A 25,144-nucleotide genomic window follows, 5' to 3' on the forward strand; every position below is an offset into this window, starting at 1 on the left:
ACGCAAAACGTCGTATTTCGGGACAACGACCGATGCGGCGTGGAAGCAACCGCCGTCCAGACATCTCGGCGCCAAATAATCGGCAGGCCGACATATAAAAATAGCAAAACTGGAAGTTTCTGGCAGCTTTTCTTAAAACAGCGGCCCAGCGTGGTGGAGAATGCCCGTCGCAAGAACTCCAGCCAGATACCCGACAGGCCAGGCCAACAACACACCCGCTTCATATAGGAAATTGTTGAGGCCGTGACGGTGATTGAAGTAAAGAATCGCCGGCAATACGGGCAGTCCGTAAAGTGCGGCCGCCCATACTGCGCCCTCGAAGCCGAACAAGTAATAACCCAGGGGCAGGCATGTAAAACTCGAGACCGCGCGAATGAAATTCATGACGGTCTGGTTACGCGGTTCATTGACGGCGAGATAGACCGCAGACAGGGGACCGAAACGCATGATGAGAAGGCTGAACGATAATATCTGGATAATTGGAGCAGCATCTCGATAGCGATCATCATAGAGCGCTTCGATGATTGCCGTGCCGCTCGAATAGATCGCGCCCGCACTTCCGATGAAAACAAGATCCAGCGGCAATCGCATTTTCCAGAACATGGAGCCGAGCTGCTCCGGGCGTTCCCTTGCAATCCTGCCCAAGGCCGGCATTGCCACGTTTAAGAACAGCCGGCCACCGGCACCTTCCAGCATCGAGATAAGATTGAAGGCCAGGCTGTAGAAGCCGAGCATGACGGGGCTTGTCCATCCGGCGAGAAAGATACGATCTCCGTTGGCTGCTATCATCGTGAGGATGGACGACAGCATGATCCAGCGGCCAAACCGAACAAGATCCCTTATCGCCGCAGCTTCCCAGTAAAGGCTGTTGTGCCGACCCGGCAGCCATATGTGAGTAAGAATAGTGGTCGTCAACGCAGATAGAAGCGTTGCGGCGACGAACGACCAAATCGAGCCTGTGTGCCACGCAAGCGAGATCCCGACCGCCAGGCTGACGACCTGAGCCACTATCTCGATTAAGGTGACGCGCCCAAGATCGAGGTGCCGGAACGCAGTGATCAGTTTTGTGGATTGCAGCCCCATGATCACGGTACAAAAAGACATTCCCATGATGATGGCTGGCAACGACGCGACCGTGTAGACCGATCCGGCTGGGAACAGGCCATACTCGGCTGCACGCCCGATCCCGATGGCAATCAGGACGCACGCAAACCAGATCAAGCAGCCGTGGATGATTTGCAGCGTCCATGCGGTGTCGAGATAGGACTGGTCGTCGCCAAACTGGCTCTGTATGGCCGCGGGCCTGAGCCCGAGATCGGACAACATGGCGACCGACACCTGAATCATGGTGGCGACGGCCATGATGCCGAACATTTCCGGTATCAGCAGCCTTGTCAGCACCAGGTTGCTTGCGATGCGTACGACCTGCGAGAGGAGATACCCCATCATCGACCAACCTGCGGCCTGGATAAGGGTCGTGCGAAGACGCCGTTTCGGCGGCTGAACCGTCACGGGCAAAGCGTCGAGAGGCAACGGCTCCCTGGCGTGAGGGGAAGGCACCTGCTTCCAATCCGAGGGAACGATTGCGTCAGTCACAGAAGACTCCCCGTTCTTTAAGAAGACTTTCCAGTTTAATGTTGAAGGCACGCAAGCAGCGTGCCCCCGGGCATGTCATGGCAATCGCGGAAACAGTATTTTCGAGATCCGGCCATCGTTCATCGGCTAAGCAATCTCGGCGACCCGGGCCGGCGCTCTGCTTTGAACTTTGGCCTCCATATCGGCAGTCCCATGGAGCGCAGCCGTGACACCGGAGGCTTCAAGGACAGCACGCATGTGCTCGGAGAGCACGCGAACATACGGATCGAGCACCATGCTGTCGTGGTCTCCTGGCACTTCCGAGACCCGCAATTGCGGTACATGCCCCCCCCACCCATTGTCAGGCAGCAGCACATCGCGGTTCTGCTTCAGGTGACGGCCGCCACCAAGGCTATAGAAGATATCGGGCTTGGGACGAAACAAAGTGACCTTGCCGGAATAAGCCCTGACATCATACCTGAGCAAGGCTCTCCTGAACGCCATCTCAATCCTGACATTGTTGAAATACTCAGGCGATTCACCTTGATGCTCCAACTCGAACTTGGCGCGCTGTTGCTCCTGATAGGCACGACGGTCTCTCAGATACGCGCCAACGAACCTCATCTTATGTCGGCGCATGTCCTGCAATTTCATGCTGATACGGTCGCGCAGGCCCAGCCCCGGCTGCCGCGGCATGGGGGTGTCCAGCATGATCACCTGGGAAACCTCTTCTCCTGTATCTTGAAGCTGCCGGGCCATTTCGAAGGCGGTTATGCCGCCACCCGAATAACCGGCGAGAAGATAGGGTCCGCTGGGTTGCACCGTACGGATTTCGGCGATGTAGTCGGCCGCCATCTCCTCGAACGTCGCGTGCGGCTCGTGGTCGCCGTAAAGTCCGCGGGCCTGCAATCCGTAGACGGGCCTGTCCGCACCCATGGTCATTGCCAGATGGCGAAGGTTCAGGACATTGCCGAACATGCCGGCGCAGATGAACAGCGGGGTTGCTTTTGCATTCCTACCGGGGTTCATCAGGACCAGATGAACCGGTTTTGCCGTCGTCGTCGGCAGGCTCGCCGCGAGCTCGGATCCTGCGGCCTCGCCTCCATCCGGCAATTCCGCAGCGATACGCTCCGCGCATTGGGCGATCGTCGGCGCCTCGAACAGCGTCGATATCGGCAGGTCGAGCGCATATTGTTTCTTGATCATCCGGAACAGGCGAACCGCGATCAGCGAATGCCCGCCCATGTCGAAGAAACTGTCGTGGATGCCGACCTTGGCGATCCCGAGGAGCTCCCGCCAATAGCCGGCCAGCGTTTCCTCGATCGGATTGCGCGGCTCGACGAACTCGCTTTCGAGGTCCGGTCTCTCGAAATTGTCGCCGGACGGCGTCGCGGTTTCGGCAGAGGCGGCAATCCATTCGCGCAGAGTTTCGAGATCGATCGAACTGATGATCGGCTGAGGTTCGGATGTGCCGAGCGCGCGTTGCAGCGCCGAAAAACCTTCCGCCGGCAGGATACCGTTGCGCACCTGGGTGCCGAGCTTCAACATCGCCGGAGAAAGCGCGGCCGGCTTCGCTTTGGCAGCAGCCGGCGAGTCCGCCTGGGATGCGAGACCCAGCGCAAGATCGCTCTCCAGCCTGCGCATGACGAATTTTTCGGCTTCGAAAATGACGTTGCCGAGAGGATCGGTGATCGTCACGTCGAAGGCCGCATAACCCTCGCCGAAATCGCTGCTGTCGGCGAGTTCCACGATACTGACGACCTCGGCCGGCAGGGGCATGTGGAGGACCACCCGGCCATAGGTTGCCGGCGCCCAAAGCGAGGTCTCTGCGTCGTAGTCCTTGGCAAGCTGCATGGCAAAGCCGGTCGCGATGTCGAGCAGGCCCGGATGCAGCAGGACGCCTTTCGCAAGATCGTCGGCAAAGATCGGGTCCAGTTTCAATTCCGCAACAGCCTTGCCGCGCCCCATCGCCATGGAGCGCAGGACGGCCCAGCGGGGGCCGAAGCGGATATGCTTCTCCTGAACTGCGCGAAGCGCGCTCCGCCTCCGGCGACCCGTGACCCGTCGCACTGAGAGGCGACAGCGGCGATGTCGACCGTCGCGCGCCTCTGTTGCGCCTGCGGCTTGAGGATGGCTTCGGCGTGCTTGACGAACAGCGCATCCTCGCCATCCGCCGGGCCGGCCAGAACCACGATGCGAAAATGTTCCGCCGCCGGCTCCAACCGCACTCGAACGGCTTTCGTCTCGCCGTCATTGAAGGCAAGCGGCCTCAGGAATACGAGGTCCGCCACTTCCGCTTCGAACGGAAGCCCGTATTCCCGGGACGCCTGTGCAATCAGCTCCAGATAACCTGTACCCGGCATGACCGCCTGGCCGGAAAGCAGCCGATGTTCGTCGAGCATCCATTCCGTCTCGGGGCTGACCAGCGCCTCGAGCCAGGGCAATCCCGTCTCGTCCTCTTTCCAGTGCTGGAAGAACGGACCGGCAGCCGGCCCGGCAACCGGCTTGATCCACCCGCCGCCCTCGGAGGCGCCAAGCGCCCGTGCCGCAAGACCGACTTCATTCCAGACGCCCCAATGCAGCGCGACGGTGGCACGGTCGGGGCGATGAGAACGGCTCTGCGCGAAGGCATTGAGATAGGCGTTCGCGGCGACGTAATCGACCTGCCCTGCCCGCACCACATCGGTGCTGGTGGAGGAAAACATCAGGAAGAAATCGAGGGCCACGGTTTCGAATGCCGCATCCAGCACAGTGGTGCCGAGCACTTTCGGCGTCAGGACCCTGTCGATGCTGTCGCGTGTCTTGGTCTGCATCAGGCCGTCATCAACCGTGCCGGCCGCATGGAAGACACCGTTGATTTCCCCGAACCGGGAGAGCGAGGTCTCGACCGCCCGGCTCATCTGCTCCGGATTGCCGACATCGCCGACCAGATAAAGAACTTCCGACCCCTTCTCCTCAAGCCTCCGGATTGCCGAAATCGCCCGCCGAACGACGCCATGGCCGTGGGTGCGATCGTAGAATTCCCAGTTTTCCCGCGGCGGCACAACGGTGCGGCCGACTAGCACGATCCGCGCCCGGAACCGGCCGGCGAGTTCGTCGGCAAGCGCCAAAGCGACGTCGCTCAGGCCGCCGGAGAAGAAGTAGACGCCGCCCTCACGCAGTGTCGCCTGCTCGGACGATACATCTTTCAACGGCAGCCGCTGATGAACCTGCGACCAGCGCCGCCCTTTGCGGAAGGCGACGATTTCGGATCCCGGCTTGGCATGCAGATCTTCCCAGAGCTGCTCGATCAACGCCGCCGGCTCCGCGGGCTCCTTTTTCTCTACCCGCCCCATCAAGCGCCCGAAGGAGAACCGCTTGTTGTTCCGCTCGGTCTTGGGCGGCAGATCGATATCGATCACCCTGACCGTGGCACCCGCCATCTCCTTCGGCAGGACCAGGCTAGGCCCCAGAACGGTGGCTTTTTCGGGATAGGGCAACGGCTCGCGCAAGACCTGCTGCATGCCGTTGGTGACGACGGTGAAATGCACGTCCGCAAGGCTGGCTGCATCCCCCAGAGCCTGGGCAAGATGCAGCATGCTGTCGAAACCGCATTCCTGGTTCCGATGGAAGAAATTCGAGCCGGGCCGGAAGGTCTCGGCCCGGGTCAGAAGCCACATATGCACGACACGCGACGGCAGGCCGCCATCACCGACAAGCCCGGCAATCAGGGCGTCATATCCGGCGCGGCCCAGTTCCGGGCAGAGCATGTAGTCCTCGGCGCTGCGGCGAATGAAAGCGTCGCCGAGGGAAACCGTTACCACACGGTGGCCGGCCGTCCTCAGCGCTTCGACCAGCTTCTGACCGACCCCGGCCTCGTCGAGGAAGAAGAGCCAGGATTGCGCCTCTTTCTCGGCGCCCAGCTCGTAATTCGCTAGCGTCTGCTTCCAAGAGGGGCGATAACCCCAGCGCTCGATATCGGGTTCCTTCGAAAGGACGGGCTCGGCGCTCTTGCCTCTCTCATTTGCTCCGGCGCGGTCTATGAAGAAGCGCTTGTGCTGGAACGGATAGGCCGGCAGCCGGACCCGGCGCGGCGAACGGTCCTGCCACAGGCGGTCGATATCGACCTCGAGCCCGGTCGCCCAGGCCCGCCCCACGGCGGAGAGGAAATGGAGCCGATCGTCGCCGGCCTCGTCGGGATGCGGCAGGCTGTTGATCACCTGGTTTGCGGGGATCGACCCCTGCGCCTTCGTCAGTGACGACAGAACACGCCCGGGACCCACTTCAATATAGATACGTCCCGGTTCCGCCGAAAGCGCTGCCATGCCGTTCGCAAAATAAACGGTCGAACGAAGGTGACCGACCCAGTACATCGGATCGGTCGCCTCTTCGGCGCTCAACGGCAAGCCCGTACGGTTCGATAGGATCGGAATTGCCGGGGCGCGAAGAGTGATATCGCGCAGAAAAGCCTCGAATGCTCTCAGGATGGGTGTAACCAGCCGCGAATGGGCGGCGATGTTGATCGGCACGCGCGTCGCATCAATGCCTTGCCTCGCCAGGAATTCCCGGAAGAGGTCGAGATCCTCGTTGAGGCCCGACACGACGCAAAGCGACGGCGCATTGACCGAAGCGATGTCGAGCGATGCCGGCAGCAGTTCGGAAAGCCGGTCGTGATCGAGGGGCACGCTCATCATGCCGCTGGGCCGAATAGTCTCGAACAGCTTGCCCCGCAGATGCACCAGGTTGACGGCGTCCTTGAAGGACATCACGCCGGCAACACAGGCCGCGGCGTTCTCGCCCATGGAGTGGCCGATCAGCGCCTTCGGCTTCACGCCCCAATCCATCCATAGCCGGGCCAATCCGATCTCGGTGATCAGAATGGCAGGAAGTTGGAGCGAGGGGCGTAGGAAGGTTTTCGCAGCCGTCGCGGAGTTCTCGCCGAGCCACACCGTGCGGATCTCGTTTGCTGCGTCGACAGGCAGATGGGAAAGCCCCTCTTCGACGCTCCGCCGGAATGTCTGATCCTCCTCGTACAGCCGCTTGGCCATGCCGACATATTGAGCACCGCCGCCTGGAAACAGGAATATGGCGCCGGAATTGTTCGGCACGGGCTGATGAACGAAACCACGGCTGCCGGGGTTCGCAAGGACCGCGATGGCGTCCTCCCGACCACGGACGGCGACCACCATGCGGTGGTCGAAATGTTTGCGGCCATGCTGCAGCGTATAGCTGACGTCATCGAGCGAAAGGCCGGGCTGTCCGGAGATCGCCGAGCCGAGCCGCTCGGCCGCCTGATCGATCGTCTTGCGCTGGCGGGCCGAAAGGAAAAGCAGCATCGGATCGGAATCGGCGCCGATCTTTGCATTAGCCCCGGCTGCGTCGGCCACGTAACGGGTCGGCGCCTGCTCGATGATGGCATGCGCATTGGTGCCGCCGACGCCGAGCGAGTTGACGGCCGCCCGGCGAGGGCCCGGCGCATGCGGCCACTTCACCAGCTTGTTGTTGACCCGGAACGGGCTCTTCTCGAAATCGATCGAGGGGTTGGGGCGTTCGAAGCCGAGCGTCGGCGGAATCTCACCCTCGTTGACGGCAAGCGTCGCCTTGATGAGACCGACGACACCCGCGGCGGTATCGAGATGGCCAATATTGGATTTGACCGATCCGACATGGCAGAAGCCGGTCCGCTCGGTGCTCTGCCTGAAGGCCGCCGTCAGCGCCTCGATCTCGATCGGATCGCCGAGGAACGTGCCGGTGCCGTGGCACTCGACATATTGAATGGTGTCGGCATCGACGCCTGCGAGCCCTTGAGCCTCCAGAACCGCCTCGGCCTGCCCGCTGACGCTCGGCGCGAGATAGCCAGCTTTGCTGTTGCCGTCATTGTTGACGGCCGTACCCTTGATCACGGCATGGATCACATCGCCGTCGCGAAGAGCATCCGAAAGCCGGCGAAGCACGACCACCCCCACGCCGCTTCCGAAAACGGTCCCCGCCGCGCGATGATCGAAAGGCCGGCAGTGCCCGTCGGGCGAAAGGATCTCGCCTTCCTGGAACGTATAGCCGCGCCGATGCGGGAATTCGATCGTCACCCCGCCGGCAAGCGCCATGTCGCATTCGCCGGAGATCAGGCTCTGGCAGGCGTAATGCACCGCGACGAGCGACGTCGAGCAGGCGGTCTGCACATTGACGCTCGGGCCGCGCAGGTCGAACGTGAAAGAGGCTCGCGTCGCCAGAAAATCCTTGTCGTTGCCCGTGTGGCGCAACAGGAACATTCCCACCTGGTCGATCAGGTTGCGATTGCTGCAAACGTTGAAATAGAAATAGCTGCCCATGCCGCAGCCGGCGAAAATACCGACCGGGCCGGGCTGATTGTTCGGCGTCCGGCCGGCGTCCTCCATGGCTTCCCAGGCGCATTCAAGGAAATGGCGGTGCTGGGGATCCATGATCGCCGCTTCCTTCGGGTTCAGGCCGAAGAACTCCGCGTCGAACATTTCCATGTCGGGAAGATCGGCGCCGCGGGGAACGTAGTTGGGGTGATGGAGCCGCTCGGGGTCCTCGCCTTCAGCGATCAGGTCCTCCGGCGAAAACGTCCGAACCGACTCTACGCCGTCTCGCAGGTTCTGCCAGAATTCCGAAACATTGCGTGCACCCGGCACTCTCAAAGCCATGCCGACGATTGCAATATCGCTGGCACAGACCTGGTTTGACCCCTCAAGCATCGACACCGCCCTAACCCACGGAGGCCAACCTGATGACATCACCCCAATGATGCCACGAGCCTCGTTCCGCTTCCCACTGAAATCCGCGAGCGCAAACCCGCAGCCTCAATGTGCTGCCAGCCAAGACGCAATCGCAATTACTCCTTTGGAAGCCATGATCATCCGTATGGGGGAAAGCCGGGTATGGCCTGCAATTCAGGCTTAGGCGCGATCATCCGCATGGGTGGTCCGGCGCATGTTGAGTTTTATACCGCTCCCCGTTTCTATCGGAGTGCCTGGAACAGCAACGAGTGGGGACAAGCTTTATGGGCGAATTGAAGTGTGTTTTGATCGGTGGCGGTTTATTACTCGTTCAATGCGCTGAAATTCTGCGGGGGCGCGGACATAGGATCGAGGCCGTAGCAACGTCGAACGGATCGGTCAGAAACTGGGCGCTGGCCCAGGATATCCCCGTCGTGACGCAAGAAGGCGAATACGCCGCTCAGCTGACCCAATACGACTACGACTGGCTCTTCAGCATCGCCAACCTGAAAATGGTTCCCGACGCGGCCTGGCGGCGTGCAAACATCGGCGCCGCCAATTTTCATGACGGTCTGCTGCCGGACATGGCCGGCCTCAACACACCCGCCTGGGCGATCCTCGAAGGCCATGACCGGCACGGCATCACCTGGCACGCGATCACCGAAGGGATCGACGAAGGTGATGTCTATGCGCAGCAGCATTTCGAGATCAGCGCGGATGAGACCGCCTTGACGCTGAATACGAAATGTTTCGAAGCCGGGATCGCCACTTTCTCTGACATGCTCGGCGATATCGAGCGCGGCGCCTTGAAGCCACGCCGGCAGGATTTCGCAACCCGTATCTATTACGGACAGCTCAAGCGTCCGTCGGCCGCCGGTACGCTCGATTTCACAGCCTCGGCAGGCGAGCTCTCTCGCCTGGTGCGCGGCCTGGATTTCGGTCCCACCTATCTCAACCCCCTGGCAACACCCAAGGTCCGTTTCGGCAACGACGTCTTCACCGTCAGGAACCTTCGCATCCTCGACGGCGAACTGAACGGGGAACCCGGTCTCGTCCTGTCGGTCGGCGCCCATGGCGTGACGGTCGGCACCGCAGACATGCCGGTTCTGCTCGAGGCCGCCCGCAAGGATGGCACCAGGCAGATCGCGCTTTCTTCGGTACTACGTCCGGGCGATCGGCTGCCCCTTCTAAGCGAGGCGGACAAGACCGCTCTGTCGGAAGCGGTTTCCGCTCATGCGGGGCATGAAACCTTCTTCCGCCGTGCACTCGAAGCCGGCACCGATATCGCGCTTCCCTATATAAAAGCATCGGAAGCCGGCCAGGCACCGGATATCCGTATCATACCTCTGCTTTTTTCCGGGCGGCTTTCGCGCCAGGAGCGGCTCGCGTTGACAGCAGCCTTCCTCGTGCGTCTTTCCGGCCAGACCGCGTTCGACCTCGCCTATACGAACGATAGGCTGGCAGATCTCGACGCCCGCCATCCCGGCTATTTCGCGAAGTCCATTCCGCTGCGGATCGACGCCACGGGGCAAGCCTCGGTCGACGACCTACTCAGGCAGGTCGGTCAGGCGTTGACGGTGCTGGATCAGCGCCAGGGTTATTGCCGCGATCTTGTCGACCGTTATCCCGGCCTTGCCGCGCCGGAACTGACGATCGGTGTCGCAGACATCTCCAACCCGGCGTTCGCCGATGAGATCGAGGGCTGCGCCCTGACCTTCCGGCTCGGCGAGACCAAAGCCGACCTGCTCTACGATCGGGCGCGGATCGACGAACGGCAGGCGCAGGATCTGGCAACGGCATTTGCGATCCTGGCCTCGGCGTTCGAGGACCGCGCGACGTTGCTGCAGGACCTGCCCCTGATGTCGAATGCCGACAGGAACATGGTCCTCTTCGACTGGAACCGGACGGAGCGCGAATACGATACCGCCGCCTGCGTCCATCAGCTTATCGAACGGCAGGTCGACCGGACGCCGGATGCCGAAGCTCTGGCATTCCACGGCCGCTCCCTTTCCTACCGCGAGATGGACGAGCGGGCGAACCGCATTGCGCAAGCGCTGGTGGCCCAGGGCGTCGGCCCGGACGTCACCGTCGGCCTATACCTGCCTCGTTCACTCGATCTGGTCGTCGGCGCGCTCGCGATCATGAAGGCAGGCGGGGCCTATATTCCTCTCGACCCGCATTTTCCGGCCGACCGACTGGCATTCATGATCAAGGATAGCGGCGCCAAGCTGGTTCTGACCGAGCGACGGCTGTCGAAATCCGAGACGCTCGAAGGTAGCAACTTCCTGTGCGTCGAGGATATCCTCAGAAACCAGGCTGGAGCGGATCGCCCGGCAACCGGCGTCACTTCCAGCAATCTCGCCTATGTCATCTACACGTCCGGCTCCACCGGCCTTCCGAAGGGCGTGATGCTGGAGCATCGCAACGTCGTGAATTTCTTCGCCGGCATGGACGAACGGGTGCCGCACACGACCGATCGTCACAATGTCTGGCTGGCTGTCACCAGCCTCTCCTTCGATATCTCGGTTCTGGAACTCTTCTGGACGCTCGCCCGCGGCTTCAAGGTCGTCATCCACTCCTCCGAAATTATCGAAGCCAAGGCGAAGGGCGCGTCTTCCGCCGGAAGAGGTACCAATCTCGATTTCGGCCTCTTTTACTGGGGCAATGACGGCGGATCGGGGCCGGACAAATACCGGCTGCTGATCGAAGGCGCCAAATTTGCCGATGCCAACGGTTTCGATTCCGTCTGGACGCCGGAGCGCCATTTCCACGCGTTCGGCGGTCCCTATCCGAACCCGGCGGTCACCGGTGCCGCAGTCGCGGCTGTCACCAGGAACCTTTCGATCCGGGCCGGCAGCTGCGTTCTGCCGCTTCATCATCCGGCGCGCGTCGCCGAGGAATGGGCGGTGATCGACAATCTCAGCAACGGGCGGGTTGCACTTGCCTTCGCCTCCGGCTGGATGCCCGAGGATTTCGTCCTGCGGCCCGAAAACGCGCCGCCGAAGAACAAGGCGAGCCTGACCCGCGATATCGAGGTCGTCCGCAAATTGTGGCGCGGCGAGAGCGTCGATTTCGATTTCGGCGCCGGCACGGTTGCGGTCGTGACCCAGCCTCGGCCGGTCCAAAAGGAACTGCCCGTCTGGCTTACCACCGCCGGCAATCCGGAAAGCTACCGGGAAGCGGCCCGGCTTGGAGCCAATGTGCTGACCCACTTGCTCGGCCAATCGGTCGAGGAGCTTGCGGAAAAGATTCGCATCTACCGGCAGACGCTTGCCGAGACCGGCCGCAATCCGGCCGATTATAAAGTAACATTGATGCTCCACACCCTGATCGGCAAAGACCGCGACGAGGTGCGGGAACTGGCCCGCGGCCCGATGAAGGAATACCTGCGCAGCGCAGCCGCCCTCATCAAGCAATATGCCTGGGCGTTTCCTGCATTCAAGAAGCCGCAGGGCATCGCCCAGCCGATGGATATCGACCTCCAGTCGCTGGCGCCCGAGGAGATGGATGCCATCCTTGAATTTGCCTTCCTGCGTTATTTCGAGGACAGCGGCCTGTTCGGCACCGTCGAGGATGCGCTGGAAAGGCTGGACCAGGTCAAGGCGGCCGGCGTCGACGACATCGCATGCCTCATCGATTTCGGCCTGGCCGACAATATCGTCCTGGAAAGGCTTCCCTTGTTGGCCGAAGTCGTCAAGACGAGCAAGAATCCCGTCAGCGACGAGGCCGGCGACGGTTTTGCGGAAGAAATCCGCAAGCATCGGGTTACGCATCTGCAATGCACGCCCTCGATGGCCCGCATGTTCATGATGATCGACGAGGACCGCGCCGCCTTAAGCGATGTCCGCCATCTCTTCCTCGGCGGCGAGGCGCTGCAGGGCTCGCTTCTCGCAGCCTTGCGAACCGTCACCGACGCGACGATCGAAAACATGTACGGCCCGACGGAGACGACGATCTGGTCTTCGACATTCACGGCCGGCCCATCGACGGGCGTCGTTCCGATCGGCCATCCGATCGCCAACACCCAGCTCTATGTGCTCGACAACGCCTGTAATCCGGTGCCGCCCGGCGATATCGGCGAGCTTTATATCGGTGGTGACGGCGTCGCCCGCGGATATCACAACCGCGAACAGCTCACGCAAGAACGCTTCCTGCCCAACCCGTTCATGGAGGGCCGGATTTATCGGACGGGCGACCTTGCCCGCTTCGACCGGAACGGCGTGCTGCATTTCCTTGGCCGCACCGATCATCAGGTGAAGATCCGCGGCCATCGTATCGAACTCGGCGAGATCGAAGCGCGAATCGGCACATTCGCCGGCATCCGCGAGGCGGTCGTGGTCGCCCGCAAGGATAGTCCCGGCGACGTGCGCCTGGTGGCCTATATCCGCACCGACGGGACATCCGTCTCAGAACCGGAACTTCGCACCCATATCGCCGAGGCCCTGCCCGATGCGATGATACCTTCGCATTTCGTGACGATGGAGGCCTTCCCCCTGACGCCGAACGCCAAGGTGGATCGCAACAAGCTGCCGGCCCCGACGGAAAAGGTCCAGGCCCCGGCAGCTACGTTCATCGAACCGTCCAACAATCTGCAGCGGGATATCAGCGAGGTGTTCGGTCGCGCCCTTGGACTCGAGAAGGTCGGGATATTCGACAACTTCTTCGCTCTCGGCGGGCATTCGTTATTGGCGGTCCAGGTCCATCGGGAAATGAAGGCGAAGCTGGCGCCGGACCTGACGATCACCGACCTCTTCCGTTTCCCGACGGTTGCCCTCCTTGCCGACCACATCTCCGGCAAGGGCAAGGCAGACCTGCAGCTCGGCCGGGCAGCCGAGCGAGCCGCATTGCGGCGCAACGCGATGGAACGGCGCCCCACGCTGGTTCGCGTGGAAACCAAGGTCTAGCCATGCTGCTGGAGGGCATATTCGACCCTTCCGTGTCGGTCGCCGAAGCCGACCTGCTCGGTGACGTTTCGAAACTCTATCCTGAAGAGAGAACAGCGATCGCCAATGCGGTAAAGAGCCGGCAGCAGGAGTTCACTGCCGGTCGCATCTGCGCCAGGCGGGCCATGGACCATCTGGGACTGCCTGGAATGGCCATACCCGTTGGATCGGATCGGGCGCCGATCTGGCCGGCCGGGATCGCCGGAAGCATCAGCCACTCCACCACCCGCTGCGTCGCCGCCATCGGCCGCCATTCGGACGGCATCAAGGCTCTCGGCCTCGATCTTGAGGAAGCGACGCCGCTTGACGACACCTATGCGCAAGAGATCTGCACTCCGCGCGAGCGACAGTGGCTCAACCGGCAGCAATGGGGCACTCGCGGACGATTGGTGAAAGCGATCTTCAGCGCCAAGGAATGCACCTACAAGTGCCAGTACGGCCTGACCCGCACGATGTTCGGCTTCGAGGCCATCCGCATCGAGCTGAACCTCGCGGACGGGCATTTCGCCGCCTATTTCGAGATCGATGTCCCGCCCTTCAAGACGGGCGACCGGCTGATGGGTCAGATCAGGCTGCGCGACGGGTATGTCGTCGCCGGCATGACTATCCGTTGAAGTCGCCGGCCGTATCCCAAGCGCCTTCCGCCTGGAACGACGTCCTTCCGGTCCGTTTCACCGTGAGGCGGACGGTCAGCAATGCGTAACCATATTTTCGGGTAACCGACTGCATTCGCTCAACGAATTGCATCGGATAACCGTATTGGGCGCAAGGATCAGACTTCAATTGATCCACCAGCCATCAAATGGGCGTAGACATGTTCGCGGTGGCTCCACCTGCCCCGAAATAGGATGAGCCCGTGCACACTCGAACGGTGTAGCGTGGTCAGCTTAGAACCCTCGGCCCTCGGGCTATGATTGACCGCTTGAGACGCGTCGTCGGAGGGGAAGCCATGCAACAGGACATACTGATCGCCGCGGCCTTGATATTGTCCGTCGTCGTCCTGGTTCCGACTGTTTTTTTCGCGATTGAATGTCTCGCTGGAAGTCTCGGTGGGCGGAGCGGACCGCCACGTCAGAACGGGCGGCGGCCGCAAGTCGCGGTTCTTGTCCCGGCGCATAACGAAGAACTCCAGATCACCGATACCCTGCACAGCATCCAAAGCCAGATGCGCCACGGGGATCGGCTGATCGTCGTGGCCGACAATTGCAGTGATCTCACGGCATCGCTGGCACGTGAAGCGGGCGCGGATGTCATCGTACGGTTCGATCCGCTTCGCCGCGGCAAGGGATACGCCCTCGACGCCGGCGTCAGGTATCTCGGCCTGCTGCCGCCGGAGGTGGTCGTCATTGTCGACGCCGACTGCTGGCTGGAGCCGGGCGCACTCGATAACCTCGCCATCATGGCCGCGGCAACGAACAGACCTGTGCAATCCCGCTACCTGATGTTCGCGCCGCCGGACGCAAGCATCAACCTGGCGGTTTCCGAATTCGCATTTCTTCTGAAGAACCGGATCCGGCTTCTTGGACTGGCGAAACTCGGGCTTCCTGCGCAATTGACCGGCTCGGGCATGGCATTCCCCTGGGCCATCCTGCGGGACGCCGCGCTTGCGAACGGCGATCTGGTCGAAGACATGAAGCTTGGGCTGGACCTGGCGCGGATCGGCCACGCTCCGCTTTTCTGCGATGCCGCAGCCGTCAGCAGCAGGTTTCCGTATTCGAAGAAAGGCCTCGAAACGCAAGCCTCCCGATGGAACGCCGGCCGCTTCGCGCTGGCGGCACACCTTTTCTCCGCCTTGCTGGACGTCAACACGTTGCGGAACAGGGCCTATCTGGCGCTCGTCGTCGATGCGCTCATACCGCCGCTGACATTGCTGGCAGCGCTTCTCCTGCTCTCACTGGTTCCGGCAGTCTTCCTCGCAACTTCGGGAATTGCGATCGCGCCACTTGCGATCTCGTCCATCGGAATCCTTGCTTTCGACATCGCGCTATCGGTTGCCTGGTGGCGTCACGGCAGACGCGCGCTTCCCATGCATGCCATGGCGGACATTCCGGGATACATGTTCAGGAAATTGAGGATTTATCCGCGCCATATCCTCCAAGCCGGCGAGGCGGCCTGGATCAGAACCGATCGAAACAGGAACCACTGATTGGAGAGACCGGGGCATTGCCCCCTTCGGAAGCTCCGTGGTCAGGACGCGGAATCCGAAACGACGCAGGCCTCCCTCTGTTTCGCCTTTGTCGCGGACAATTTCTGAGCAATATGCTCACCGACACGCAAGGCGTTAGCGGCAATCGTCAGGCTTGGATTGGCCCCCCCACTGGTCGGGAAGAACGAAGCATCAACGACATAGAGATTGTTCAGGTCGTGCGCACGGTTGTTGGCATCCAGTACCGCCGTGGAGGGATCCGGACCAAACCGGCACGTTCCACAGGCATGGCCGTAGTTGAGGTTGACTTCGGACCCGAGCATCATCATCCGGTGCCGCTTGAATGCCTTGCGATATAACTTGCGGAAGGCCTGCATTCTTTGCCGCAGCTCATTATGAATTGTATATTCGAAATAGATGCTGGCGGCATCTTCCGGATCAGGCTTCACGCGATTTTCGGGATAGGGCAGATCCTCGAGGATAGAGGTGAATATCGTCGCGTTGCCGGAGATAAGAGCGCCGATCATCGCCGGAATGCGCATGAAGGGCTTGAGCGGCTTCAGCCAGATCCAGCCGTTCTGGTCGATCAGTGATTTCAGGAAATGAAGCACGTTATTGGCGGTCGCAGTCAGGCCCGTGGACTGGATGACGCCTAGCTTGAGACCCTGATGTTCATAGAAATCGCGAAGGCCGATCGACTTTCCCGGCTCGGAAACACGGGTTCTGCCCCGGGGCCAGACGGCGAAGAAATCGGACGCGTGGAACATCAGGTTGCGCCCCACGAGGTCCGACGTGTTTGCAAGGCCGTTCGGCCAGAATTCGTTGGTGGAGTTGAGGAGCAACAAGGGTGTCGAAAGCGCGCCGGCCGCGAGTACATAGAGCTTGGCTACGATTGCCAGCTCGTCTCCATTCCTCCGGCACGACAATTGGGTGACCGCCTCGTCGTCCGCCGAGACCTTTTCCACGTTGCATTGATCGATGACCATGGCGTTTCCGGTGGCGAGTGCCGGCTCGATGAACGCCCGCCGCGCATCCTGCTTGCAGGATTTATGGCAGATGAAGCCGCCGCATTGGCCGCACCCGTCGATATATCGGCAGGCCGTGTGCACTCGATAGGGATGCATCCCATTCGCTTGCGCCGAGTCGAAAAAATGCTGGTCGCATCGTGTCATGGCAGGAGGCTCGATAACCTCCGATCGTGGCTGCAGCGGATCCTGGCTGCCGCTCACATGCAGGAGGCGCTCCGCCTTGCGATAAAAAGGCTCAAAGTTTTCATAGTCTATCGGCCAGGCCTGCCTGCCGGACTTGTCGACGATTTTGAAATCGCTTGGGGAAAACCGTTCAAGCGCCGCCGCATAGATAAGCGTCGAACCGCCGACTCCACAGCCGAGCGCAGGAAAGAACCGGACGGGACGAGCATCCACCGAGCCGGAAATCTGCTGCGGCCATCGGCCATTTCTCAGGCGCTTCGCTTCGTCCAGACTATCGGGGTCATCACGTTCGTCCTGCGAAAAGTGAGCCAGACCCTTTTCAATGAAAAGTACGCGATGCCCGGCGGTTGCCAGCGCGTATCCCATTGCCGCCCCGCCCATTCCGGCGCCGACGATGGCAACGTCCCATTCAAATTCCATCCACACCCCCAACTCAAAACAAGGGCTGTGGCGATCAAGCCTCAGCCGGCGAGGAGGCTCCTTCGGACGCAGAGCCGAGCATCCAACCGCTGCCAATGTCCATTTCTCAGCGAAACGGTAGCTCCGCCTTACCATCAGAAATATAAAATAAACTCACATGCTCAATTTTAAGTCATACCTGTAGGTTTACTAAAAACCTGAGCATAAATTGGACGTTATACACAAAGGATTGTACTCAATCATCCTAGCAACAAAAGTAGGTAATAGGGAGATCATTCTTAGGAGGTAGGCAGGATACATTGTGCCAACCCTCTCCTCGGCTATACTCGTACCGCTGGTAGGGGTTTTTTAACGATGATCACACCATTTGAGCCGAACATCGGAAATGACTACATATCGTATGAGCACAAGCCTCCGCGCGGAGGATTGGAATATCATGTCATCGCCTATGTGGCGGCCGCGACGGACTTCGTCTACCTTCTTGGAGCGACCGGTGTCGGCTTCACGGGCTATCAGTATGCCGTTTTCGGATCTGCGCCCGATCCTTCGCTTTTCATCGGCATCGGCCTCGTTCTGTCGACGATCTTCGTGCTCGCCATGCACAGCGCCCAGGCCTACAGCCCAGAGAGCATTCAGCTCCTGAGGCCGCAGATCCGGCTGATCTGCGTCCTTATCCCAAGCGCCCTTGCCTTCCTGCTGACCGTCATCTTCTTTCTGAAGATCGGCACGACGTTCTCGCGCGGGGCGATCTTGATGACCGCTTTCATCTCTCTGTCCGGGCTGATCTGCACCCGCCTGTTCTGGCACTGGTATCTGCCATCGGCGGCAGCTGCGGCCTCCTTCAAGATGAAGCGGGTGCTGCTGATCTGCCATGAGGAGTTTTCGGCCGAACATTGGCAGCATCAGGCCGCCGCAAGCGGCATGACCCTCGCGCAGATCATACGCCTCTCGGATGAAAATCTGCTGCCCGCGAACGCCCTGCAGAGACTGAAGCAAAGCGAGACCGACAGCTTAGATGAAGTATTCATCATCTGGCGGGACCCGAACGTCTCCAATCTCGAATTCTACCTCGGCGAACTCAGGCGCTCTGCTTTGCCGGTCAATGTCATCTTCGATGGCGTCGTCGGTCGTCTGACCAGCGCTCCTGCCCGCAAGATTGGCAGCATGACCGCCTTTCAGACGCAGCGGCCACCGTTGAACCTCTATGAACGCGGCACCAAGCGCGCATTCGACATCGTCTTCTCGCTGACCGCCATCCTCTCGCTGTTTCCGTTGCTGCTGGTCGTGGCGATCGCCATCAAATGTGATTCCAAGGGTCCCGTGCTGTTCAGGCAGGTCCGCAAGGGGTACGGCGGCCGCTCGTTCCGAATCCTGAAATTCCGCAGCATGACCGTCATGGAAGATTCGGGTGATATTCGCCAGGCGACCAGGAAAGATCCCCGCGTCACGAAAGTCGGAGCTATCATCCGCGCTTCGAGCATAGATGAGTTGCCGCAATTCTGGAACGTCCTTCGCGGCGAGATGTCGATCGTCGGCCCCCGCCCGCATGCGCTCGCCCATGACGAACTCTACGACGCTCAGATCGCCAAATACGCCTTCAGGCGGCACGTCAAACCCGGCCTGACCGGCTGGGCGCAGATCAACAATTGCCGCGGCGAGACGCCGAACATCGAGAAGATGGAAGAGCGGATATTCCACGACCTCTGGTACATCAACAACTGGTCGTTCTGGCTGGATACGAAGATCGTCCTCCGCACCGCGATCGAGATCTGCGATTTCGGCAAAGCCTACTGATTTTCACTGCGAGATTTTAGGCAGGCGTTATGCCGAGGGGAGCGCCGGAATGTGTGTCACATCGCGCATGCCGGCGGCCTCGATGAGAACCTCGCAGGGTGGTGCGTGGCTGATGAAATGGATCGGGCTTGCCGTTAGCCCGTAAGCGCCGCTGTTGTGGACGGCAACAAGATCACCCTCTTCGATCCGCGGGAGCATCACCCCGACAGCGAGCCGGTCGATCGACGTGCAAAGAGGCCCGACAAGGTTGACTTTCTCCGGTTCGCCTTGCCCGCCGACCTTGTGCATCGTATAGTTCCGATGCATCACCATTCCGAAATGACCGGAAGCCGGCAGGTGGTTGTTCATGCCGCCATCGCAGATGCCAATCCGCACGCCGCGCGATTCCTTGACCGAGACGACGCGCGTCAGAAAATATCCGGCCTCGCCGACGAGATACCGCCCGAGTTCGAGCACCAGCCGGGTCTCGGCAAATTGCGGCAGCGCCTTGAAACCATCGAGATCCGCTGCGATGCCGGCAACGACCGCAGAGAGGTCTAGCGGCAGGTCGCCGTCGTGATAAGGAATTCCAAGCCCTGATCCGAAAACCAACTTCTCCGGTCGCGGAATGTAGGTTTCGCAAACCTCCCGGAAAATGCCGATGAAGTTGCGATAATTCTCGCAGATTGCCTCCGGCTTCAGGCATTGCGTGCCGGAATAGATGTGCAGTCCGACGATCTTGAGATTGGGCAGAGCCGCAATGTCGGGGATGTCCCTTGCGATATCTTCCCAGTCTATGCCGAAGGCGGACGGCCGGCCGGCCATCTGGTCGCCGAACCCTTTGGGAACCGTGGTCGGCGCGATACGCACCAGGACATGCTGTATCCGTCCGAGTTCGCCGGCAACCGCGTTCGCAAGCACCGCCTCACGCACCGATTCCAGGATCAGTTCGCCAATGCCGCCTTCTATTGCCTCACGGATTTCGAACGGCCGTTTTCCAGGACCTGTGAAGCTGATGCGCTCGGCTTCCCATCCAGCCGTTATCGCCGTCCGGAACTCCCCGATCGAGGAGACGTCGAGATATTCCGCCTGGCCCTTCATGAGGGAAAGCAGAGCCGGGTTTGGATTGCTTTTGGCGGCAAAGCTCAATGCGAAGCGTTGCTCGAAAGCTTGCCTCAGGAGCGCTGCCCGGCTCTCGATTGCCGATGCGAGATAGACATAAGAGGGGGTTCCGAATGATGCCGCCGCACTCTGCAGCCAGACATCGAGCGCCGAAAAATGGTTCATCAGGCACTGGCTTCCGCAAAACGGATAATCCGGTCCGGCGTATCGAAATTTTCGAGCGTCACGTCTTCGGCGCGAATGGAAAGGCCCGTCGTTTGTTCGACAAATGCCAGGAGGTTCACCATCGAAACGGAATCGAGAAGGCCTGAGGAGAACAGTTCGCTCTCGCTGTCGGCATGGGCGATATTCAGGGATTCCCGCAGATAACCAATCAACTTTCCATGGGTAAGGCTCATTGCAGGTTCTCCCGTGTTTCGGTCACTTTGATTTGAGCTGCCGGCGGAGGCTCGCTTAAGACATTTTCCCCGCCTTGCATCCATTCGCGACAAAGGCGCACGACATCCGGCCGCGCCAGCTTGCCGCTCGATGTCCGCGGCATGCTTTCCGGCCAGACATGGAACTGCCGCGGCACCATGTAGGACGGCATCGCGCGCCGGCAGTAGCGCAGCAGGGCCTCCTCGTCGAATTCGCCGATCGGGGTTATCGCCACATGCACCGTTTGCCCCAGTTCCTCGTCGTCGACGCCGAAGGCGACCGCCTCCGCCACCGCGCCGCTGCGGCAGACGAGATCCTCGATCTCATCCGGACTGACGCGGAAGCCGCTGGTCTTGATCATCGCGTCGTTGCGGCCGATGAACCAGAGGTCGCCGTCGGCATCGATCCGGACGATATCGCCGCTATAGACAACCGGTTCGTCGCCGATCAGGTGCCAGAGTTCCGGACACGGCCGGATCTTCTGCTCCGTCACCTCCGGCTTGCCCCAATATCCAAGGCTGACAAGCGGGCCGCGATGAACGAGTTCGCCCTGTTCGCCGGGATGGGCGATGCCTTCGCCATGCTTGATGACATAGACTTCGGCGCCGGGGATCGCCTGACCGATAGCCCCCATCTTGCGGGTAAACTTCTGCGGCGAGAGATAGGTCGAGCGGAAAGCCTCGGTCAGCCCGTACATCAGATAGACATCCGCATCCGGGAAGACCCGCGGTATCTGCTCCAGGATGTTGAGCGAAATCTTGCCGCCGGAATTGGTGATCCGCCGGAGCGCCGGAAACTCCACCGGATTGTCCTTCAGCAGACGCACGATCTGGCTCCAGAGCGGCGGCACGGCGGCCACCCCGGTCACCCGATGCCGCTGCATGGCCAGGACGATTTCGGTGGCCATCGGCACCGCCTGGTGCACGACGGTACCGCCCATCAACATCATTGTCGTCAGCTGGTTCAGGCCGTAGTCGAAGCTGTAGGGCAGGATGCTGAGTAACCGGTCGTCTTCCCTCAGGCCCAGATAGCGCGATACAGAGCGGGCGCCGGCAACGATGTTGCGATGGGTCAGCATCACACCCTTCGGCATGCCCGTCGAACCGGACGTGTAGATGATCATCGCAAGTTCTGTGTCGAGGCGTGCAATCTCGTCGCCAGAAAGATCTTCCGGAAGATGATCCCAGACATCGAATATGGTGTCGGCCGGCAATTTGCCTTTGACCAGGACATTGTCGACCGTGTCGGGTAGCTTGCGCGCGCCAAGAGCTTCGGCGACCCTTGCCTCGACAATCAGCAGGCGTGCACCACAGTCGTTGGCGACATATTCGAGCTGCTCGACCGTCCATTGCGTGTTGACGTTGACGACCACCCCGCCCACCTTGGCGATGGCGAACATGGCGGTGACCTCGGCGATGCTCTTGCGCAGGTGCACGATCACCCGGTCACCCGGCCGAATGTTGCGGCTCTGCAGATAACCCGCCAGTCGATCCACGTCGGCCGCAACCGCGGCATAACTCGCAGCGCGATGACCATCGACGATCGCGGGCTTACCTGGCCTCGAGCCGAGGTTGTCAGCCAGAAGCTGATAGAAGTTGGTGGTCAACGCGTTCATGGCAAACTCCTCCAGCGGATGAGTGGATCAGGGACTGGCATCGGTCTTGGTCTGTTCGGTCAAAAACGGGCCGAGGCGGGGATAAATCTTGGCCGGGGAACCGACGACGATCGAATCCGATGGCACGTCGGTAGAGACCGCTGTATTGGCCCCTATCCGTACCCGGTCGCCGATGCGGATATCGCCGAGAATGGTGGAATTCACCCCGATAAAGACGTCATCGCCGATCCTGGGTGCACCGGCGCTCATGTTCGTGCCGATCGTGACATTGTGCATGATGCCGCACCGTTTTCCGATCACGGCGTCAGGGTGGATCGAAATCGATCCCTCTACGTGGATGATGTGAAAACCCTCGCCGAGCGTCACCTCTGCCGGTATCCAAACGCGCGTAAGCGTCGAAACGACCATGTTGATCGCGCCGTAGATCTTCTGGAAAAACCGTTTGGCCACGTGGCTCCGAAGGCTCCCCGCCCACCGGCCGAAGCGATAGACCAGCAGCGAGATAAAGCCGGCATTGAGGATCCTCCTGCCGTGGCGCTCGTAGTCCTTCCGCACCAGTTCGCGAAACGAGGCGGGAGGCGCATGCTGGGATGCCGCACCCTTATGGTCGGCCATCACCGCAGATTGAGGATAGAGAAAACGAAGCCGTGATGTCATGCGAGTACCATCTCCAACGTGCGGTCGATATCACTCCACTCGACCCGAAAGTTCTCGCAGGTTCCCTCGCCGACGACGAAGGCATAGCCTTGTCCCTGACGATCGGTCATGACCTTGAGAACTGAAACCACCCGATCTGCCGGCTGGATGACGAACAGGGCGGAATCCGGCGGCATGACCGTCAGTCCGTGAACCAGGTGGCTGCCTTCGACGCCGGCGACGACCCGCGCTCCGGCACAGGCGTGGATGATGTCGTCGACCGACGAGGCTAACGGATCGATGATCCGGAATCCGTATTTCTTCGCGAACTGTTCGGCGATATCGGACTCGTTTGACAGCAGGCGGTTTTCGCCCTTGTTACCCCGCAGGATGAAGACGCCGGGATGAACGGGAAAAGGGGGCGCCGATGCCAGAAGCTTTTCTCGAACCTGATCGGCTCGTTTCTTCTTGCCCTCGTTCTGCCCCTTGTCCCTGAAGAGGATGACCTCGTCGAAATGGACGTCGCTGACATAGATCGGCTTGAGATCGAGTTTGGAGGCATATTGCGGCTCGTGCCCCCGCGTGATCGGCCGCGTCGTTATCGGAGCTTCGTATTGGTCCGCCAGCGAATAGGTCAGGCAATCATCCGAAAGCCAGTTGCCGAACCAGCGATTGCCGACCCAGCTCTCGAACAGTGCACCGCTGGTCGAGTGCTTGGGAGGTACATAGACAGGCAGCCGACGGCTGCGGGGTCTGAGGCTCCTCGAACACTTCGGCGCGTAGAGAACGCCATCGATGAGGTCGACATTCTTCATCCGGTAGCCGACCGTGGCCTCCTGAGTGGTTTCATAGTTTCCACGAAAGCCCTTCACGACCTCGGTGACCGGCCCGAATTGAGTGCCCTTTATACGGTCGAGATGATGCGGCAAAAACTTTGCGGGACGAATGAAGCGCCGGGTCTGCGGGGCAATCGTCCAGCGATCGACGGCAACCGCTTCGATATCCGGGAAAGGCATCCCGGCAATCTTTCTCAGAGAATGTACAATCGGCAAAAAAGATATCAACCAACTATCCTCGCAAGGTACAATCAGCATCGGACAAGGGGAGTTTTCCTTGTGCGAAACTCCGCATCCCGACCGAGATATTCGCATAGCTGCCAATGGTTTCGCCGCTAGTCTTTGGGCTATCGGGTTACTCATTTCGGCGTATCAGGCAACGTAGGCTCCCTAGCCCTCCCGAAGCGCCGCTATCGGCTCTGAACTGAGGGCATCCACCTTAGCCGTTTCACTCCAGGCCTTTCCTGAAGCGCCAGGTAAAACGGACAATATTCCGGATGCATAGCAACTGCGTAATGAGATAGCTGCCCTCACGAGGGTAGGCGCGCGCCACATAGTTCGCGTAGTGGGACGCGAAGGCGAGCGAGACCGGCGCCTCGCAATCGCCCGCTTCATTCATCTTGTTTGCCCGATAGCGTTGCATGAAGTCGGCAGCAAATAGCCTCAGCGCGTCGGCTTGTCGGGCATCCAGCAAGGCGGGCGGCCGTTGCCGACGGATATCCACTCCGTAGATCGCCGCGAAGCTTACGGCGGCCACGTAGTAAGAGCCAAGTTCCGTCAGATGAACCTCATCGGAGAAGATTGCTTTCAAGCGGTCCGCCGCATTCCAGTCCTCGAATCCGCTAAAGGCTGGCTCGGACGCCAGGCGCGAGACGAGCTCGGCAAGCGCAAGCGATGTTGGAATGAAGCGAATATGGTTTTTACGGCCAGCCGCCCCGATCTTATCGTTTACCCGGTTTACGACGCATCGCCAGACGGGCAGAGCCAGCCTCTCATACTCGATCCACGGATGCGGATCCGCTAAAGACGAAAGGCTTATCCAGGGGGTGTAGAAGTATGTGATCCCGGCTGGATTTGCCGCGGTGAACGCTTGGTGGTAGCCATGGAGGTAACGAACAGTTTCGCTCCACATCAACGCATCCAGAACACGATGTTGTTCGGTGATGATGAGAACGTTGTAAGGCTCGTCGGTCAATCGGACGAGCCCGCCGGCGGTTCGCTGCAGGATTGAAGAACCGGTCACGTTCTCCAACCTCAAGGACACGGAAATCCCTTCCTGCCGGGCGATCCCTTTCAAATGATCAGGATAGGGTTGATCTGTCAGGCTGTGCCCGGACAGCAGGATATGGTCTCGGTTGGCCGCCGAAAGGGCTTGGGATGGAGCGTCGAGATCCCGCTCGGCGGTAACTGGATCAGGCTTGAACATGGCCGCGCCAAGTGTGAGCGCACCGACCGCGGATGTCGCGAAAGCGGCTGTCAAAATCCTCGAAAAACACATCTGAAATGGCCTCCGACGTTTGTCCGCGATCTGGGCATGATTGGCTTCGGTTTTTCCGACAAAAATCCGAACCGAGGCCGTAAGCACCACGGCCGCGGCCGCATAGGCATGGCCGCATCGCTCAGCCGAGCCACCAGGAGATATTGGTTAAGGTCGGCCGGTCGTTTCGCAAGCGGCTGCGTGCGCGATGCGCTCATCTTAAAGTCGATTAGTACTTTCAGGCTCATCCGTTAGAT

General features: G+C 60.5%; 14 protein-coding genes. 4 read left to right on the forward strand and 10 right to left on the reverse strand.

The window, feature by feature from the left end; translation table 11 throughout:
* Positions 1-132: 132 nt before the first annotated feature.
* The 3 genes from LZK81_RS18250 to LZK81_RS18260 form a co-directional block, all read right to left on the reverse strand.
* Entirely contained in the window at positions 133-1,596 is a 1,464-nt protein-coding gene (locus LZK81_RS18250; protein ID WP_233954157.1) for an oligosaccharide flippase family protein, read from the reverse strand.
* A 126-nt stretch (positions 1,597-1,722) separates the two neighbouring features.
* Positions 1,723-3,549 (reverse strand): thioesterase domain-containing protein, encoded by a 1,827-nt coding sequence (locus LZK81_RS18255; RefSeq protein WP_326491493.1) that lies wholly within the window; start codon positions 3,547-3,549, stop codon positions 1,723-1,725.
* Complete coding sequence (locus LZK81_RS18260) at positions 3,513-8,270, reverse strand: type I polyketide synthase (protein WP_326491494.1); 4,758 nt, start codon at positions 8,268-8,270, stop codon at positions 3,513-3,515. The genes LZK81_RS18255 and LZK81_RS18260 overlap by 37 nt, the downstream gene beginning before the upstream one ends.
* 455 nt (positions 8,271-8,725) lie before the next feature.
* Between LZK81_RS18260 and LZK81_RS18265 the strand changes: the two genes are divergently transcribed.
* The 3 genes from LZK81_RS18265 to LZK81_RS18275 all read left to right on the forward strand — a co-directional run bounded on the left by LZK81_RS18265 (position 8,726) and on the right by LZK81_RS18275 (position 15,380).
* The gene (locus tag LZK81_RS18265; RefSeq protein WP_233954159.1) at positions 8,726-13,195 is read left to right on the forward strand and encodes a MupA/Atu3671 family FMN-dependent luciferase-like monooxygenase; all 4,470 of its coding nucleotides are present in this window, start codon (positions 8,726-8,728) and stop codon (positions 13,193-13,195) included.
* Between the two features lie 2 nt (positions 13,196-13,197).
* Positions 13,198-13,848, forward strand: coding sequence for a 4'-phosphopantetheinyl transferase family protein (locus LZK81_RS18270; RefSeq protein WP_046604278.1), 651 nt, complete (start codon positions 13,198-13,200; stop codon positions 13,846-13,848).
* A gap of 335 nt (positions 13,849-14,183) precedes the next feature.
* Positions 14,184-15,380: a glycosyltransferase family 2 protein gene (locus tag LZK81_RS18275; protein ID WP_233954160.1), complete on the forward strand. Its 1,197-nt coding sequence runs from the start codon at positions 14,184-14,186 to the stop codon at positions 15,378-15,380.
* Between the two features lie 41 nt (positions 15,381-15,421).
* Here LZK81_RS18275 and LZK81_RS18280 read toward each other — a convergent pair whose 3' ends face one another.
* Positions 15,422-17,011 (reverse strand): GMC family oxidoreductase, encoded by a 1,590-nt coding sequence (locus tag LZK81_RS18280; RefSeq protein WP_233954161.1) that lies wholly within the window; start codon positions 17,009-17,011, stop codon positions 15,422-15,424.
* Between the two features lie 354 nt (positions 17,012-17,365).
* Between LZK81_RS18280 and LZK81_RS18285 the strand changes: the two genes are divergently transcribed.
* Positions 17,366-18,805, forward strand: coding sequence for an exopolysaccharide biosynthesis polyprenyl glycosylphosphotransferase (locus LZK81_RS18285; protein WP_046604275.1), 1,440 nt, complete (start codon positions 17,366-17,368; stop codon positions 18,803-18,805).
* Positions 18,806-18,832: 27 nt separating this feature from the next.
* Here the strand turns inward: LZK81_RS18285 and LZK81_RS18290 are convergent, their stop codons facing one another.
* The 6 genes from LZK81_RS18290 to LZK81_RS18315 form a co-directional block, all read right to left on the reverse strand.
* Complete coding sequence (locus tag LZK81_RS18290; RefSeq protein WP_233954162.1) at positions 18,833-20,071, reverse strand: type III PLP-dependent enzyme; 1,239 nt, start codon at positions 20,069-20,071, stop codon at positions 18,833-18,835.
* Positions 20,071-20,304: a phosphopantetheine-binding protein gene (locus LZK81_RS18295; RefSeq protein ID WP_046604273.1), complete on the reverse strand. Its 234-nt coding sequence runs from the start codon at positions 20,302-20,304 to the stop codon at positions 20,071-20,073. Before LZK81_RS18295 ends, LZK81_RS18290 begins: the two co-directional genes overlap by 1 nt.
* Positions 20,301-21,938: an AMP-binding protein gene (locus tag LZK81_RS18300; protein WP_052756708.1), complete on the reverse strand. Its 1,638-nt coding sequence runs from the start codon at positions 21,936-21,938 to the stop codon at positions 20,301-20,303. Before LZK81_RS18300 ends, LZK81_RS18295 begins: the two co-directional genes overlap by 4 nt.
* A gap of 27 nt (positions 21,939-21,965) precedes the next feature.
* A complete protein-coding gene (locus LZK81_RS18305; RefSeq protein ID WP_080954466.1) occupies positions 21,966-22,595 on the reverse strand; it encodes a serine acetyltransferase in 630 nt (209 codons plus the stop codon).
* A complete protein-coding gene (locus LZK81_RS18310; protein WP_052753515.1) occupies positions 22,592-23,590 on the reverse strand; it encodes a glycosyltransferase 61 family protein in 999 nt (332 codons plus the stop codon). Before LZK81_RS18310 ends, LZK81_RS18305 begins: the two co-directional genes overlap by 4 nt.
* Before the next feature lie 268 nt (positions 23,591-23,858).
* Positions 23,859-24,998 carry a hypothetical protein gene (locus LZK81_RS18315; protein WP_233954163.1) on the reverse strand — a complete coding sequence of 380 codons (1,140 nt, stop codon included), beginning with the start codon at positions 24,996-24,998 and terminating at the stop codon, positions 23,859-23,861.
* Positions 24,999-25,144: the final 146 nt, after the last annotated feature.

Origin of the sequence: Neorhizobium galegae, from assembly GCF_021391675.1 — a bacterium.
Taxonomy (GTDB): domain Bacteria; phylum Pseudomonadota; class Alphaproteobacteria; order Rhizobiales; family Rhizobiaceae; genus Neorhizobium; species Neorhizobium galegae_B.